Raw genomic sequence first — 17,353 nt, forward strand, 5'->3', positions numbered from 1 at the left:
GGCAGCGGCGGGGGGTAGGGGCGGCGGGGGGGGAGCGGGGGCCGCACCAAAGCCCACCCCTCTTCCGCCATCGACTCCTCCCAGGCGGCCTTCCAGGGCCGCGATCTTTTCCAGGACCGTTTCGAGGGATTCGAGGCGCGGCAGCTGAGACAGCCTCAGCAGGAGCATTTCCAGGGTGATCCGGGGGAGGCTCGACCGCCGGATCTCCTCTTCGCCCTTAAGGATCATCTGAAAGTAGAGGTAGAGGGATTCGGGCGTCGTTTTGGCGATTTCAATCCGCAGCAAATCCTTCTCCTCGCGGGGTAAATCCATCGGGGACTCTGTTTGTGCTCCCTCCAAAGCCAGAAAGAGGAGGTTCCGGAAGTGGTCGCACAACTGCTGGCAAAATCGCCTGCTGTCGATGCCCCGGCGGTGGAGCTCATTGGCCACGTCCAGGCAGGCCCGCACATCCCCGTCGAGTATGGCTGTCCCCACGCGGTGAACACTGCGGCGGTCCACAACGCCCAGCACATCCAGAATGTCTTCGTCGCTCAGGCCGTCCCCGCTGAACGCCAGGAGCTGCTCCAGGAGACTCTGAGCGTCCCGCATGCTTCCATCGGCTTCCCTCGCCACCGCGTAGAGGACCCCGTCGGAAAGCTGCGCCTGTTCCTGGTCGGCGATATTGCGCAGATGCCCGACAAGGAGGGGGATGGGGATGCGGCGGAAATCAAAGCGCTGGCAGCGGCTCAGTATGGTGGCCGGGATCTTGTGGGGCTCCGTCGTTGCAAAAACGAACACAACGTGCTCGGGGGGCTCTTCCAGAGTTTTGAGGAGCGCATTGAAGGCGGCGTCGGTGAGCATGTGGACTTCATCGATGATATAGATTTTGTACCGGCTTTTGGCAGGGCGGTAGCGCACCGTCTCGCGCAATTCCCGAATATCGTCTATGCCCCGGTTGGAGGCGCCGTCGATCTCGAGGACATCGACTGCATTGCCCTGGGTGATTTCCCGGCAATTCGAGCAGGCATTGCAGGGGGCGGAAGTCATGTCCCCTTCGCAGTTGAGGGTCTTGGCCAGGATTCGTGCCACCGAGGTCTTTCCGACCCCGCGGGCGCCCGTGAAAAGATAGGCGTGGGCAATGCGCTTCGAACGCACGGCGTTCTGAAGCGTCCTCGTGACATGAGGCTGACCGACGACTTCGTCAAAAACCTGAGGCCGCCATTTTCGCGCAATGACAAGATAGGACATGAGGCTTAATGATTCACAGCGAGATTGAAAGGATCAAGGAGGGATTGACGACGATGGCGCATGGGAACCCCACCTGAAATATGAGTGGTCTACATCGTTTGTGGTATTCTACCGGCTCGCAACATGATGCCGGCGAATTTTAAAATGGCGGAGAGAGAGGGATTCGAACCCTCGGTACACCTTTTGGGCGTACACACGATTTCCAGTCGTGCTCCTTCAGCCTCTCGGACATCTCTCCAGGTGTGGACTGCAGCGCATGGAGCGCTGTTCAGAATTTATTATGGCGGAGAGGGTGGGATTCGAACCCACGTGCCCTGCTATTCACAGGACAAGTCGATTTCGAGTCGACCCCGTTACGGCCACTTCGGTACCTCTCCCCTGGCTCAACCCTCTTTGACCTTCAAGCGACGCTCCTGGAAAAAACTTCGGAGCAGCATGGAGCTCTCTTCCGCCCGAACGCCGCCGACGACGTTCACATAATGATTCAAACAGGGGATCTTTGTCAAGTCTACAACACTTCCGACCGCACCCGACTTGGGATCCGACGCCCCGAACACCAACGTTTCGACGCGTGCATGCACCAGAGCCCCAACACACATGATGCAGGGCTCCAGTGTCACATAGAGCACAGACCCCGGAAGCCGATAATTCCTCACAGACATGGAAGCACGCCGCAAGGCCAGGACTTCCGCGTGCGCCGTCGGATCATGCAAAGCAACCGGTGCATTGTGCGCACGACTGAGAATTTCCCCCTGCACACCCACCACGACAGCCCCCACGGGCACTTCGGAACAGGCATATGCCTTCCGGGCCTCTTCCAGGGCCAATCCCATGAAATGGTGGTGCATTTCCATGGCATCCCGTGCAGCCATTCCGTTCTCGTCCATAGAAGATCCTGCTGATAGCACAATTCTTCAACGCCGAAAAGAGTTTTTATCCCTTCAGCGAAAAATTTGGAGGAACCATGATTAAATATTGAATTGATCAGTTCTTTTTTTTAAATTAGCCTATCAACTGCTCTTGAAGTTCGAAATGGCGAAGTATGTAGTTGCCGCTCTTGCAAGTGGAGGGCTTATCATGATGACAGACCCAAAACCACTGAACAAAGACCGTTTCAGCCCAGTGGGGGGAATGCGACTCGTCTACGATCCCGGCATGAAATCTTGCGAGGGCATGAAAAAGCACCCCTGCAGGGATTGCCACTCGTGCCAGTTTTGCAGTGACGCGCGCTGCCATTCCTGTCGTGGCAAGAAAGGAACATCGAAAGATATTCTATCGCGCAAGTTGAGCTTATGCGAACAGATTCAGGTCTATGAAGCGATCAACGCTCAGGACAGGCGGCAGCAGAACAGTACTTCTCTATAAAAAAGCGGAAATTATTCTATGAAAAACAAAACGGGAAACACTCTGAAAGCTCTTGCCCTCTTCACGGCGACCCTTGTATTGGGGTGCAACATGAGCACTCTGGCTGCGGAAAAGGAATCGACGATCAAAATCAGGCAGGCGTCGTCGGTACAACCGGAACCCGCCCAGATCGCTCAAAAGCCGACCTCCACCCAGTGGCGATCCTCCATCTGGGAGGCTCTCCCACTGGAATTCCTCCAGGGCTCCAAACCCCACCCCATCCTGTTGGCCTATGAGCAGAACGAGTGGAAACCCTTTTTTATCAACTCCCGTTTTGAACCCACGGAGGCAGCGCTGCAGCTGCTGCAGAGGCTGAACAAAGTCCATGAGGACGGACTCAGCAGCAAGCCCTACCAGCTGGAAGCGATACAACGACAAATGCAGCAGATGGAAACCCTGCGGATTGCCCTCAAGAGCTCGGACCCCAACTTCCACGATGCCGTCGCGGATCTTTCCCGACCGGCGTCTCATAACGATGCCCCACCCTCGTCGGCAGCCCTTCCCAATGCAAAATATGCCATGAACACTCAGGGCGATACCCCAACCGGCTCGGGGGGCTCCCAGGATATGGACGAAAAGTACAGGGAAGCGTTCAGGGCCTCCAGTGAACTGGACATTCGGCTGGCCCAGGACCTGGTGAGGTTTGCTCAGGAAATGGACCCGGCCTCCAGGGAAGAGCAGATCAAGGCGCTTACGGGTGAAATCCCCATCGGCTCATTTCTGAGCTCTCTCGAACCGACTTCGCCTCATTACAAACCCCTCGTCGCCGCCTTGATCAAATACCGGCAGCTGTCCGACAAGTCCGAACAGGTCTACGTATCGGGGCCCGCTCTGAAGATGGGGTCTACGGGCGAGCAGGTGCGTAACCTCCAAAGGCGGCTCCAACAGGAGGACTTTTACAGCGGGAAGATCAGCGGTGTTTTCGACGCAGCAACCCAGGAAGCCCTCAAGCGGTTCCAGCAGGCCCATTCACTGCCTGCGGACGGCGCCATGGGCCAGACCACCAGGGACTGGCTCAACATGCCTTACGCGAAAAAAGCCCAAATGGTCGCCGACGTGGTAAAGATCGTACGCCAGACCCCCGTGCGCCGTGCAGACAAGTATATCCGCATCAACATTCCCCAGTATCTCCTGGAATATTACAATGAGGGTAAAGTCCAAAGGGTCCACAGGGTGATTGTGGGAAAGTCTTCCGGCAAGAAAATCAATGTCAACGGCAAAATGGTGGGAGAAAACCAGACCCCGCCCCTGGCCAGTCAGATTGAAAGGATCATCATCAACCCCCGGTGGTATGTGACGGACCGCATCCGCAAAGAACTGGGGGATTCCGTCGTTTCGGATCCCAAGTACGTGCAGATGTCTTCTACGTTTGCATCAGGCACACCCCGCCTGTATCAACTGCCCGGCCCCACCAATCCACTCGGCCGGTTCAAATTTGAATTTCCCAACGCCTACGCGGTGTTCCTGCACGACACACCCAAGCGTCAGCTCTTTTCCAATCCCCGCCGCGATTTTTCTCACGGCTGCGTACGGGTCGAGAAAGCCGAGGAGCTTGCCACACGTCTGCTGGAGGACGACAACAATCCCGCGGTGAAGCGAATCGAGAATTTTCTGGCGAGCAATCGCCCCTCCCACGTGCAACTGTCCGAGTCGGTGCCCATTGTCATCGATTATCTGCCTGTCTTTACCAACGGGAGGGGACAGCTCATTTTTTACGGCGATCCGTACGGCCTGTACCGAGAGAGCCCGGCTGTGAAGGAGAGCAAATCCTCCTGACGCCCGGTCGCCAAATGTTCATGGGGCGAGTGGCTTTCGCGGGAGGAAAGGGAATGCACCCTCCTGCCCCCCACCGCTCCATCCCTGCAACATGGAAATCCTCCTGCGCATGCGATTTTTTCACGCCAGGAGATTTTTTTAGGCCGTCCTTTTCTTACATTGTCCACACAGGAATGACTCCTCCGGCCCTTCCCAAAGCCTCCGTGCCGCCTCAAACGTATCCATCTAATAATACATAATTATGCTGCATGGATTTCTATCGGAGCTCCTGCCGGGATCGTCACACCGCGCTGTTTGTGTGCGAAAGCAATACGCCAAAACACCTCAGCAGCACTAGATCGGCCAAGAAAAAGGGTTTGACAGACCTCTCTTTTTCTTATAGTGAAAATAATCCCGTAAAACTCTTAAGACTTCAGCGGCCAGCAACAGAGCGACATCTTATTGAAAATATTAAAATAGGAGGGGAAGTTATGGCGAGGGTGGAGTCTTGCCTGAAGTTAGGAGTCGTGTCGTTTTCTCTAATGTTTTTTCCCATTCTGTTCACTTTTCCCACCGATTCAGCCCAGGCGCTCACTGCTTCACTTGGTCAGCCTTACCATGGACGCCTGGTGGAGGGGATCCCGTTTCCCCGACAGTTCGAAGGCTACCAGCTCCGTGATGAAGACCGCACTTACACCACTCCCGAAGTCATCGGGGCACTCCTGGACGCCCTGGATGCTGTTCAAGCCGAATATCCTTCTGCTCCCGACCTCTACTTCGGAGACTTCTCCAAGCCCGGAGGAGGATGGCTCAGCAGGCATCGCTCCCACCAGAACGGTCGAGACGTGGACTTGGGGATGTATGCAAAGGACGACCGGACATTGAGTACATTCATTCCCATGAACGAGGAGAACCTGGACGCGGCCAAGACCTGGTGCCTCATTGAAAACATCATCCGATCGCAGCGCGTACAGTACATCTTCGTGGACAAGAGAATCCAGAACGTACTCTCTGACTACGCCCTCAGCCAGGGAGTAGATCCTGCCTACCTGGAGCACCTGTTCGGCAATGTCCGGGGCTCCATTGTTCAGCACGTCCGCAACCATCAGGACCATCTGCACATCCGATTCTATGCCCCCTGGTCCACCATGGCCGCCCACCTGGATCCGAGCGACACGCAAAAGCACACTGCCGTGGAAATGGCGCAGCAGGCTTATCTCCCCAAACGCGTCAATTACTATGTCAAGGGGAACGAGCGTAACCTGGACACCCTTGCAAGAAGCTTCGGAGTGGATCGCAGGGAGTTATGCCGGTGGAACCAGATCCATGGCAATGAAATTCTCTCCCCGGGCACATGCCTGGTCTTTTACAAACGCGGCTTCGAAATCGAGCCGGTGAACCTGGCACAGTCCCTGCGGCCCGATTCGGTGCCGGAGACGCAGACGATACGAGTGGCATCCCTTCGCCCCACGCGAACCCTGTCTGACGCTCCCACGGGCATCCAGGAGCCTCCCCCTCGTGAAATCCATGAAGTCCATGATACCATGAGCACCCGGGAGCTGCGGGACAGCGGCGATGTCCGGGAAAATCGGGATAAAGAGGAAGATCGAGAGGCTCGTGACACTCGGAATGCCCGTGAAGTGCGGGAAGCCCGGAGCACCCGAGACGACCGTGAGGCTCGGGAATCCAGAGAAGTCCGGAATACCCGGAATACCCGGAATACCCGGGATAGTCGGGATAGTCGGGAAGCTCGGGAGGAAAGGGATTCGCGGGATACAAAAGGGATGAAAGTGTCGCCTCCTATCACGACCGTCTATACGGCCAAAAGGGGGGACTCCCTGGAGCAGATCGCCCGGGACAACGACATGGATGTCAATGCGTTACGGGCACTCAACGGAATGAAGAAGCGGGCGGAGCTGAGGCAGGGACAGAGAATCGTCCTGTTGAATACGATGAAGCAGTCCGCCGGTGCGGACTCCCCGCCATCCCAGGCTGTGAAATACGACAAAACATTGAAGAGCGCGGCACCCTCCAGCCAGTTTGTCAAAAAGGGTGAGCCCGTGGAGAACATCGCCAGGCTCAGTGTGCCGACGGCCGACACTTCCCGAAAGCTCGACAACACCAGGGGGAGCGATTCCCTGCCCTCCGGGAAGAAGATTCAGCTCGCCAAGGTCGACCTGTCCGCCAAGACTTCCATGAACGATGCGAGGGCAGTTGCCGCAGGCACAAAATCATCCAAAGCCAGGAAGTCCGATGAAAAAATATCTGCAGGCAAGGCACCGGGCAGGACAGATCCCAAGGCTGAAGATTTGCGCCAGAAAACCGCAGGGAAGGGTGGAGCTCCCGCCAGGGTAGCAGAGCCGGCCAAGGCGTCCGTTCCAAAGCCGGCTGCCAGGGCATCGGCACCCGCTTCCTCTGGAACGAAGACGGCGGCTGTCGGCAAGGCTGCTCCCGAAAAGCCTACCGCCCCCAAGAGTGTCGCCGCCAAACCTGAAGCCACGGTTAAAGTAGCCGGCAATTCCAAGGCGGCTTCCAAGAAGTGAACGAATGGATAGATTGGGTGGACGGATGTTTTTTCGTTGATTCCGAGCCCGGCGCTTTTCGGAGTCCTTTTGGTCAGGCAGCCGCAGGCATGAGGAAAAGGATCCCGGGTGCCGCTGGAAACGCCGCGGGGGCAAGATCGTCCTGGAAAAGTGATTTTTAGTCGTTTCCTGTATTTTGACTCAATTGTCACTTTTCTTCTGCCATCAATTTTGCTATGTACCGATACCTTACCGACGGGCACATCCTTGAGTGCCCGTTTTTCTTTTTTCAACTTTCGACCCTGGATCGTCAGGGTTAGCTTTTTTTAAGACAAATCAGTACATTGAAAGGAGTATTCACCAGGTTACCATGTCTAGCGACCTCACAAAACTGCGAAATATTGGAATCAGTGCCCATATCGACTCCGGGAAAACCACACTGACGGAGCGTATTCTCTATTACACGCAGCGTATTCACGCAATCCACGACGTCAAGGGGAAAGACGGTGTAGGGGCCACCATGGACTTCATGGAACTGGAAAAGGAAAGGGGCATCACCATCCAGTCGGCGGCCACCCACTGCAATTGGAAAGAAACCTCCATCAACATCATCGACACGCCCGGGCACGTGGACTTTACCATCGAGGTGGAGCGGGCGCTGCGGGTGCTGGACGGAGCCATTTTGGTCCTCTGCTCGGTGGGCGGCGTTCAGTCGCAGTCCGTCACGGTGGATCGGCAGATGGTGCGCTACAAGGTGCCCCGACTCGCCTTCATCAATAAATGCGACCGAACGGGCGCCGATCCCTTCCGCGTGGTACGCCAGCTCAGAGAGAAATTGAACCACAATGCCGTTCTTCTGCAGATTCCCCTGGGGCTTGAATCCGATCACGAAGGGGTGGTCGACCTCATCACCATGAAGGCTGTCACCTTCGAAGGAGACAGCGGCGACGAAATCGTCACAAGCGAAATCCCTTCGAACCTCCTGGATCTGGCCAAAGAAAAGCGCGAAGAGATGCTGGATGCCATTTCGCTTTTCTCGGACGACCTCACGGAAGCCATCCTGGAGGGCGAGGTCACGGAAGAACTGATCCACGGCGCCATTCGTGCCGGGACGCTCTCTCTGCAACTAACTCCCGTCCTGCTGGGCTCGGCTTACAAAAACAAAGGGGTTCAACTGCTTCTGGATGCCGTGGAAGCTTACCTTCCCTGCCCCCTCGACATCACCAACGAAGCCCTGGACCTGGACAAAGAGGAAGCGCCTCTCACCCTCGAACCCGAAGAGAACCTGCCTCTGGTCATGCTTGCCTTCAAGTTGGAAGTCAGCCGTTACGGGCAGCTCACGTATGTGCGCCTCTATCAGGGCTCCCTCCAGAAAGGGGACACCATCGTCAACATGCGCACGGGCAAGCGATCCAAGGTGGGCCGACTCATCCGCATGCACGCGGACCAGATGGAAGACATTGAGAAAGCGGTGTCGGGAGACATCGTGGCCCTCTTCGGGATCGACTGCGCCTCCGGCGACACCTTCACCGACGGTGAAGTGCGCTATGCCATGACCTCCATCCACGTGCCGACTCCTGTCATTTCACTGGCCATCAAGCCCAAGGACAAGAAGGCGGAAATGAACATGAGCAAGGCGCTGACGCGTTTCACCAAGGAAGATCCCACCTTCAAGACCTTTCTCGACGAAGAGACCAACGAGACCATCATCTGCGGGATGGGAGAACTGCACCTGGATGTCTACGTCGAGCGCATGCGCCGTGAATATTCGGCGGATGTTGAAACGGGAATGCCCAAAGTCGCCTATCGTGAAACGGTCACCCGAAAGGCGGACTTCAATTACACGCACAAAAAGCAGACGGGCGGTTCTGGCCAGTTCGGCCGCGTGGCCGGTTTCATGGAACCTTACACCGAAGGTGAGTACAGCTTCGTGAACCAGATCTCCGGCGGGGCCATTCCGACTGAATTTGTCCCCTCCTGCGACAAAGGGTTCCAGGCCTGTTTGCGCAAAGGCACCCTGGCTGGCTTTCCCATCGTGGGTGTCCAGCTCACCATCAATGATGGTGCAGCCCATTCCGTCGACTCCTCGGACATGGCCTTCCAGCAGGCTGCCATCGGAGCGTTCCGCGAAGCTTTTCCCAAAGCCGGCCCCATCATTCTCGAGCCTGTCATGCGGGTGGTGGTGGAGACTCCATCGGAATTCCAGGGCACCGTCCTGGGAACCCTGAACCAGCGGAGAGGCATGATCGTCAGTACGTCTGAGGACGGTGTCTTTTCGACCATCGAATCGGAAGTTCCCCTGGCGGAAATGTTTGGGTATTCCACTGTATTGCGATCTTCGACCCAGGGAAAGGCCGAGTTCACCATGGAATTTGCGCGCTATAATGCGGTCCCCAAGGGGGTGTCCGAGGAAATCATCAAGAAGCAGAAGGAAGAGCAGAAACTCGAGAAAAAATAAGCTCTTCAAGGCAAACGAAGAATTTGCTTTGCCGCCCGGCCTCTTGGTGTATGATACACAAAGCCAGCAACATGGGTCGTGAAAGAGTTCCGTCACACCGATGAAGCATAGATACGAAACACAAGGAGAGAACTGAATGGAGATACAAGAGTCGACGGATTCCGTCGGCATGGAGATGATTCGAGATATTCTGGGGGAGCCCTTGGCGCCGGGAAAAATGGGTGTTCTGATGGCGCGTGCGGGAGTGGGCAAAACAGCCTGCCTGACGCATATTGCCCTGGAACGCCTGCTCCAGGGCACACCGGTGCTCCATGTTTGCATTGATGAAATCCCGGACAAGATCAAGGTCTGGTATCAGGAACTGCTGAAGAACAGCTTCGCTGCCCAGCCGGGAGCTGACGTCGCGGGCATCCAGTATCGCACGGAACGTCAGCGCTTCATTCTGGCTTACCTTTACCACACCTTCACCCCGGAGAAACTGGAGCAAAGCCTGCAGAACCTCAAAGAGCAGGCCCATTTCCACCCGGAGCTCGTCATTCTGGACGGCCTGGATTTCGACAGGGTGCACCGTTCGACCCTGGAATCACTCCAGGCGTTCGCCCAAAGGCACCAGCTTCCCATGTGGATGTCTGCTCGCACCCATCGCCACATTTCCCTGACCAATGAACGGGGAATCCCTTATCCCTGTAACGAAAGCGATGACTTGTTCGGCTCTATCCTGCTGCTGGAGCCTCTCACTGAGACGATTCGGATCAGGGTTCTCAAACACGGCGAGCAATACAATCCTTCCGTGCCTGAAGTGTTCTTGAATTCGCAAACCTACCTGCTGCAACAGCAGGGTTGATTTTTTCAGGCCTGCGGAAGTTATTAAAGGAAAGTTCCCATGCATGAAGATCTCATCACCGGCCTCACTCGGCAGGTCAAAGAAGAAGTCATCGAGAACTACCTGACGGAGAGGCACCTTGTCGGACTTCAGTTGGAGGAATTTGAGCAGAAAACCGCTGAAACGCTTTTGCGGGCCGAAAAAACAGGCAAGAGACTGAGCCGGATGGCTTTCCTGGTGGTCCATCCCGAGATGCAGGCCAAACTCTCCTCCCTGCTCCATATCCAGCCGGATTCCTTCTGGGACGAATGCATGAAAAAAGAATTCGCACGGGGGGTCCGTATCATTCGTGTGAAGGCCCTGACAGACAAGAGCAAATACAGGAAGCTGCTCGTCGAGGCCTACTGCCGCCTGTGTCAGTGGATGGAGAAATACCGCAAAGCCTATGAAGAGCTGTTGTCGGAATGCAAAGCGGTAAACCTCAACATCAACGCTTTCCAAAAAAACTTCGATGTCCTCACGCTTCTCGCATTCCTGCGCAACCTGGACACCCTGGAACTGGAGAGGAAGCATTTCCTCGGAGAGAATTTTACCGCCGACGAACTGTCCTCCCTCGATCAGAAGCTTTACATCAAGCAAATCAATTTCGAGAACCTGAACGTGCCCGCTCCGCTGGATCTCCCCAAGGCGGAGCGCGTCGAGCCGGCCCTTGCCGACCTGGCGGCGGAGGTTTACCGGCGGCACCAGCAAAACGTAAAGGGTCTCATGCTCCATTGAGGCCCGGGGGCAGGAATCGCAGGGTGCGTTTTGCGCATCCTTGTTGGCACAAGCATTTCTTCATTACGTAGGGTGCATGAAATGCACCCTACCCCAAGTGATGGCTGCCGATTCATTGCTTCCTGCCTTATTGCAGGAGCGCATCCCCCTCGCCGCAGGATGCCGCTCCTGCGGATGCGGCAACCGGGCTGCCCGATCATGCGCCGGGCGCTTCGGGCCTGCTACTCCTCCACCGTCCTGCCTTTGGCGTAGCTTCCCAGATACTTGAAAAATTCCGCCTTCTCCTTCAGCATCTCCAAAACCTGGGCATTCTCCTCACGGCTCAGATCCACCTCTAGGTCCGCATAGAACAAGTATTCCCAAGGCTTGCTGTGGATGGGCCGGGACTCCAGCTTCACCAGGTTGATGTGCTTTTCGGCCAAAATTTTCAGGGTTTCGTACAATGCACCGGGCGTGTCACTGACCGAGTAAATGAGGGAAGTCTTGTTGCGGGGTGCACTGAGAAGCTCCGTTCGTGAAATCACCACGAACCGCGTGAAGTTGCGGGGGTTGGTCTCGATGCCTTCCTTCAAAATCTTCATTTGAGACAGCTCGCAGGCTTCTTCGCTCCCGATGGCCACCTCGCGGGGATCATTGTTTTCTTGCACGCGGCGGACCGCGCTCGCCGTATCCTTGCATGAAACGAGGTCCCACGTGGGATGCTGGGAAAGGAATTCCCGGCACTGCTGGAAAACCTGGGGATGCGAATAGACTCTCTCAATGCTCTCTAACGTGGTGTTTTCATGCCCGATCAAGTGATGCTTGATCCTCAGCGTCACCTCCCCCACGATTTTCAGATCATGTTCCAGGAGCAGATCGTAGTTTTCGTGGATACTTCCCGTGAGACTGTTCTCCACGGGCACGATGCCCAGAACGGCTTTTCCGCTTTCGACCTCCTCGAAAACCTCACGGAAGGAGGCCCGGTTCTGCAGGTCCACCTCAGGTCCGAAGAACTGCACCCCGGCCTTGTGGCTGAAGGACCCCGGAACCCCTGCATAGACGACCTGGGTCGGAACGCCTCCCGCTGCATCCGGCGGGCACCTGAGGATGGACGCTTTTTCCAGGTAGGCGTAATCCACCTGCTTTCCCACGACGGGTGCAATGACGTAGAGGTCGCGCATCAATTGCTCGAACTGCGCGGGATAAAGGCTCTGAGGCCCGTCGGACAGGGCTTTTTCGGGCTCGGTGTGGACTTCGATGATGAGCCCGTCCGCCCCCGATGCGATGGCCGCCCGGGCCATGGGACTCACCATCTCCCGGATTCCGGTGGCGTGGCTGGGATCGATGATGATGGGGAGATGGGTCAGCTTCTTGATGACGGGAACGGCCGTGAGATCCAGGGTATTCCGCGTGTAGCGCTCAAAGGTGCGGATGCCCCGTTCGCACAGGATGACCTGATCATTCCCCTCGGAAAGGATGTACTCGGTAGACATGAGCCATTCTTCGATGGTTGCTGAAAGTCCCCGCTTCAGGAGGACCGGCTTGCCGATGCGTCCGACACACTTGAGGAGCTCGAAATTCTGCATGTTGCGGGCGCCGATTTGCACGATATCCACGTATTTCATCATGAGATCGGCCTGGCTGATGGATGTCATTTCCGTAACGACCCCCATGCCCGTTTCATCCCGCACCTCACTCAAGATCTTGAGGCCTTCCTCCCCCAATCCCTGGAACGAGTAGGGCGAAGTGCGCGGCTTGAAAGCCCCCCCGCGGAAAAGCACCGCTCCACATTTGCGGACGGCCCGGGCAATGTCCAGGGTGCGCTTCCGATCCTCCACCCCGCACGGACCGGCGATGACGACAATCCTATCCCCACCGATGGTCACATCCCCCACCCGGATGATGGAGGGCTTTGGATGCAGCTCACGGCTCACCAGCTTGTAGGGCTTGGAAATGGGAATGGCCTTGGCCACACCCGGCAGCATCTCAAAGTAGGCTGCATCGCGTTGAATTTTTCCCACCACGCCGAGGATGGTTTCTTCTACCCCTTCGATTTCCTTGATCAGGTAATCTTCCGCACGCAGAGTCTGCATCAACTGCTCTTTGTCTTCCCTGAATATGCCTTTGGATAAAATGAGAATCACGGTACGCCTCCCTTGTTTTAATCCGTCTCTTTGATGTCGTTGCGAAAAAAAAAGCCCCGAGGAAAATTTCCTCGAGGCTTTGGTATGGATTTCCACCCCGGGCGGCTCTTTTCACCACCCGGGGAAAAACTGACTGTTTAGCTACCAAACCAGGTGGATGCGCTGGGAAAAAAGAAAAAAAAGCTAAAAAAACGCCCGAAGCCGGAACCGTTGGAAAAGTACCCACCGTTGCTGGAAATGGAAATTTTAAGGAACGAATGACGCATCCTGGTCTGCCCTTCACTGAGTTTTCTCACAGATAATTGGCTTTTCATTCAAAGTCAACTAAAAATCCAGACGCACGCGGAATGCTATCAGGCGATAGCTCCACCAAGTGGGAAATAATCGTAACACGATGGGAAAAAATCGTAACCGAACCGTTATGAAGGACCTGGGCAGAGGGTTCCACAGGGTGGCCCAGCACGATGGATGAAAAAAGTGCCTTGGCATGTCAATTGCTTCTTTGGCTATCTACGAAAAATTGGATACGATTTTTAGGACAAACGAGCAGTTTATGGCAACGGCAAAGTTCACTCTGATGGCCTTTCAGCAAAGGCTGCAGAGGCCCCTTTCCATCGTGCTCAGTTGAGGAACCCTATGAAATTTCAATGCATTCGATGCCAGTTGACTTGGGGGGAGGGCCGGCCGGAAGTAGAAGGATATTCACACGGGCTGTGTCGGTTCTGCCTGAGGGAGGCTCTGACGCCGATTTACCGCATTAGGCAGGTGCGCGAAGGGAACTTCGACTGTTTCGCAAGATCCTGTGGCTATTGCGATCAATACGCCTGTATATATCGTGAGCTTTGCCTGGTAGTCGCATAATCCGGTGCGCTCCACAGACAGAAAAATTCACCTGTTTAGCTTGAAAAGTTGCCTTTCTTGACTCACGCGGAGAGCGCGGGGGAAAGCAAGTGGCAATAAGCTCTGCGCCCTCCGCGGCTCCGCGTGAAAATGAGGTTTTTCCACCTCCAAAAGTATAACTCGTGAGAGTTTTTTCTCCGGAATCCTTCCGAAGTCCTCCGGCAAGACTTATTTTGATTTTGTAATCCATAAGACGAATGACCTTGCTGTTGTATCGAGAAAAGTCCAAAGAGGTTTTCTCGATATTTCTTTCAGATTTTTAAAGGAGGTTACCATGGAACGAAGAACGTCCTTCATCGATATGGCTCCCGATGCCGGATGCGCATGCTGCCAGCTGGATACGGCCATGGTGGACGGCAGCGGACAGTCCTTCGGATGCTCCGAGAGAGAAACGATTTTCACACGCAGGGAAGAGCAGGTTTTGAGTCGCATTCGAGAAGCGCGCCGGGAAGCCGAAGCTCTCAAGAAAAGAATCAGCCTGCTCAATGCAGCAGGCTCCCCCCCTCTGGACGCCAGAGAGAAGGCCGTCACTCAACTCGAGGAGCTGAGGCAGCTCCGCAGGGAGCTTGAAAAAGAGCGCATGGATGCCGCCACGGAGCGCATGGTTCTTCTGGGGCATGCATGATCCCTGCTCCATGGGGTTGCTGCAGTATTCCTCTCATCATCCCCTATACAATAAAACCCGAATGCATTATGCTGCATTCGGGTTTTTTGCTTCTTATGGCAGGCTTAAATCCAGGAGTACAGTTGCCGCAGTCCAAAGCCCTCTTGCTCTGTAGACCACTGAAATTCCATAAGCCCGTAATGCATGGCGCATTGCAGAAGGATAAAAAGCCGTGAAGAAATATCTACGTCGCTGTTCTTTACTTTTTTAACTGAGGAGTATCGGTCATGATCATGATCCGCAAGGAAGACTCGCTTCTGTACCACAGCCAGGACCGTCCTGGAAAAATCGAGGTCAAGTCGTCAAAGCCGTGCATCACCCAGAGAGATCTCGCCATGGCGTATACGCCGGGCGTTGCCGACCCGTGCCGAGAAATCGAGCAAGACCCTGACAAAGCATACGATTACACCGTTCGAGGGAATCTGGTGGCAGTGATCACCAACGGCACCGCAGTGCTGGGGCTGGGGGACATCGGCGCCCTCGCCGGGAAGCCTGTCATGGAAGGCAAGGGCGTCCTCTTCAAACGGTTTGCAGACATTGACGTTTTCGACCTGGAGCTCGACACTCATGACCCCGATGCCATCATCCAGGCGGTAAAACTGTTGGAGCCCACCTTTGGCGGCATCAATCTGGAAGACATCAAGGCGCCCGAATGCTTTTACATCGAAGAGCGGTTGAAAGAGATCATGAACATCCCGGTGTTCCATGACGATCAGCACGGCACGGCCATCATCTCCGGCGCCGCACTGCTGAACGCTCTCGAATTGCAGGGCAAAAAAATCGACCAGGTGAAGGTCGTGTTTTCCGGGGCGGGGGCAGCGGGGATCGCCAGCGCGGAGCTTTACATCAAACTGGGAGTGAAGCGTGAGAACCTCTACCTCGTGGATTCCAAGGGACTCGTCTACAAAGGCCGCAAGGAAGGAATGAACCCTTACAAGGAGCGCCTGGCCAACGGCGACAGCCCCTTGACTCTGGCTGAAGTCATGAAGGGCGCGGATGTATTCGCCGGAGTTTCTGCCGCGGATCTGGTGTCCAAAGACATGGTCCGGAGCATGGCGGACAAGCCCATCCTTTTTGCCATGGCCAATCCGGATCCTGAAATCAGCTATCACGACGCCGTCAGTGTGCGCGATGACCTGATCATGGCCACGGGGCGTTCGGATTATCCCAACCAGGTGAACAACGTCCTGGGTTTCCCTTTTATCTTCCGCGGCGCCCTGGACGTCAGGGCACGGGCCATCAACGACGAGATGAAAATCGCCGCGGTCCATTCTCTTGCGAAGCTGGCCAAGGAAGATGTGCCCGATTCCGTCATCAAGGCCTATGCGGGGCAAACCATAAAGTTCGGCCCCGAATACATCATCCCCAAGCCTTTCGACCCTCGGACTCTCATCTGGGAAGCTTCGGCCGTCGCCAAGGCAGCCGTGGAAACGGGAGTCGCCCGACTGCCCATTACGGACTGGGACGCCTACCGCGACTGCCTGGAACGCCGCCTTGGCCGCTCTCAGGAAGTCATGAGGGGCATCATTCACAAAGCCAAGCGCAATCCCAAGCGCATCGTCTTCCAGGAAGGGACCGAGCCCAAAATCCTTCGGGCATGCCAGACCATCATCGATGAAGGGATTGCACGGCCCATCCTCATCGGGAATCGCGAGAAAATCCTGGCCAAAATTGCCGAGCTCCACCTGGAGTTGAAGGGTGCGGAGATCGTCGATCCCCAGACGTTCGAGCGCACCGAGGATTACATTAAAGAATTTCACCGGTTTCGGTCGCGCAAGGGCGTCACCCGCCATGAAGCCCGACAGTTCATGCTCTACAACCCCAATTACTTTGGGGCCATGATGGTAAAAATGGGCGATGCCGACGGCATCGTGGGCGGGGTCAGTCAGCACTATCCCGACACCATTCGGCCGGCCCTCCAGATGCTTCCCCTGGAGAAGGGAACCACTGTCATCGCCGGGCTTTACATGATGATCTTCGCCAAGGATGTTCTGTTCTTCGCGGATACGACGGTCAACATCGAACCGACCGCGGAACAGCTGGCGGAAATCGCCATCTGCACCGCTGAAGCCGTCAAGCATCTCGACGTCGAACCGCGCATCGCCATGCTTTCTTTCAGCAATTTCGGCAGCACGCGGCATCCCTGCAGCGACAAGGTCGCCCGTGCCACCCAGATCGTGAAGGAGCGGAGGCCCGACCTCACCATCGACGGCGAGATGCAGCCGGACACGGCCTTGATTCCGGAAATTCTGAACACCGTCTACGAATTCAACTCCCTGAGAGACAAGGCCAACGTCTTGATTTTCCCCTCCCTCGATGCCGGAAACATCGCCATGAGGCTTCTGCGGCGTCTTGGAGGGGCCACGGCCATCGGCCCGATCCTCATAGGCGTCAGCAAGGCCATCCACGTTCTTCAGCGCGATTGCGACGTGGAGGACATCGTGAACACCACATCCCTGGCCGTCATCGATGCTCAGGAGCATGAGGGACGCAAATAACAGTTGACGGGAGATAATCCCAACAAGTGAATTGATTTTTGACGGGCAGTCGATTACCCTTCCACAGGTTTGATTGTTTGTCCGTCCATTGAAAAAAATGAATTGATGAGCCGGGGGGGTGCTCTCCCAGAAGAGAGCTGAGATGATACCCTTGGAACCTGACCCAGGTCATGCTGGCGGAGGAATCGGCGAAAGAGAAATC

10 protein-coding genes, 2 tRNA genes and 1 riboswitch are annotated in these 17,353 nt (G+C 55.8%); of the genes, 7 read left to right on the forward strand and 5 right to left on the reverse strand.

Going from position 1 to position 17,353, the window contains the following annotated elements; all coding sequences use genetic code 11:
* The 4 genes from dnaX to tadA all read right to left on the reverse strand — a co-directional run.
* Positions 1–1,227, reverse strand: a 1,227-nt coding sequence (gene dnaX / locus MWC30_RS14830) for a DNA polymerase III subunit gamma/tau (protein ID WP_244084976.1), incomplete at its 3' end; no start/stop codon positions are given.
* A gap of 145 nt (positions 1,228–1,372) precedes the next feature.
* Positions 1,373–1,465: transfer RNA gene (locus MWC30_RS14835), tRNA-Ser, on the reverse strand.
* 43 nt (positions 1,466–1,508) lie between these two features.
* Positions 1,509–1,604 (reverse strand) — tRNA-Ser (locus MWC30_RS14840).
* 6 nt (positions 1,605–1,610) lie between these two features.
* Positions 1,611–2,114 carry a tRNA adenosine(34) deaminase TadA gene (tadA, locus tag MWC30_RS14845; RefSeq protein ID WP_244084977.1) on the reverse strand — a complete coding sequence of 168 codons (504 nt, stop codon included), beginning with the start codon at positions 2,112–2,114 and terminating at the stop codon, positions 1,611–1,613.
* A 496-nt stretch (positions 2,115–2,610) separates the two neighbouring features.
* On the opposite strand from tadA, the gene MWC30_RS14850 reads away from it, so the two are divergent.
* From MWC30_RS14850 to MWC30_RS14870, 5 genes are all read left to right on the forward strand, one after another.
* The gene (locus tag MWC30_RS14850; RefSeq protein ID WP_244084978.1) at positions 2,611–4,407 is read left to right on the forward strand and encodes a L,D-transpeptidase family protein; all 1,797 of its coding nucleotides are present in this window, start codon (positions 2,611–2,613) and stop codon (positions 4,405–4,407) included.
* A gap of 506 nt (positions 4,408–4,913) precedes the next feature.
* Complete coding sequence (locus MWC30_RS14855; RefSeq protein WP_244084979.1) at positions 4,914–6,929, forward strand: penicillin-insensitive murein endopeptidase; 2,016 nt, start codon at positions 4,914–4,916, stop codon at positions 6,927–6,929.
* A 349-nt stretch (positions 6,930–7,278) separates the two neighbouring features.
* Positions 7,279–9,366 (forward strand): elongation factor G, encoded by a 2,088-nt coding sequence (gene fusA, locus MWC30_RS14860; protein ID WP_244084980.1) that lies wholly within the window; start codon positions 7,279–7,281, stop codon positions 9,364–9,366.
* A 136-nt stretch (positions 9,367–9,502) separates the two neighbouring features.
* A complete protein-coding gene (locus MWC30_RS14865; RefSeq protein ID WP_244084981.1) occupies positions 9,503–10,210 on the forward strand; it encodes an AAA family ATPase in 708 nt (235 codons plus the stop codon).
* Between the two features lie 39 nt (positions 10,211–10,249).
* On the forward strand, positions 10,250–10,966 hold the full coding sequence (locus MWC30_RS14870; RefSeq protein ID WP_244084982.1) for a hypothetical protein: 717 nt from the start codon (positions 10,250–10,252) through the stop codon (positions 10,964–10,966).
* Positions 10,967–11,187: 221 nt separating this feature from the next.
* Here MWC30_RS14870 and aroF read toward each other — a convergent pair whose 3' ends face one another.
* Entirely contained in the window at positions 11,188–13,089 is a 1,902-nt protein-coding gene (gene aroF / locus MWC30_RS14875) for a 3-deoxy-7-phosphoheptulonate synthase (RefSeq protein ID WP_244084983.1), read from the reverse strand.
* A 1,174-nt stretch (positions 13,090–14,263) separates the two neighbouring features.
* Here aroF and MWC30_RS14880 point away from each other — a divergent pair.
* Positions 14,264–14,614, forward strand: a complete 351-nt coding sequence (locus MWC30_RS14880) for a hypothetical protein (protein ID WP_244084984.1) — start codon at positions 14,264–14,266, stop codon at positions 14,612–14,614.
* A 272-nt stretch (positions 14,615–14,886) separates the two neighbouring features.
* A complete protein-coding gene (locus MWC30_RS22685) occupies positions 14,887–17,151 on the forward strand; it encodes an NADP-dependent malic enzyme (RefSeq protein ID WP_368860864.1) in 2,265 nt (754 codons plus the stop codon).
* A gap of 104 nt (positions 17,152–17,255) precedes the next feature.
* A riboswitch (TPP riboswitch) is annotated at positions 17,256–17,353 on the forward strand.

The sequence above is a fragment of the Desulforhabdus sp. TSK genome, assembly GCF_022836495.1.
GTDB lineage: Bacteria > Desulfobacterota > Syntrophobacteria > Syntrophobacterales > Syntrophobacteraceae > Desulforhabdus.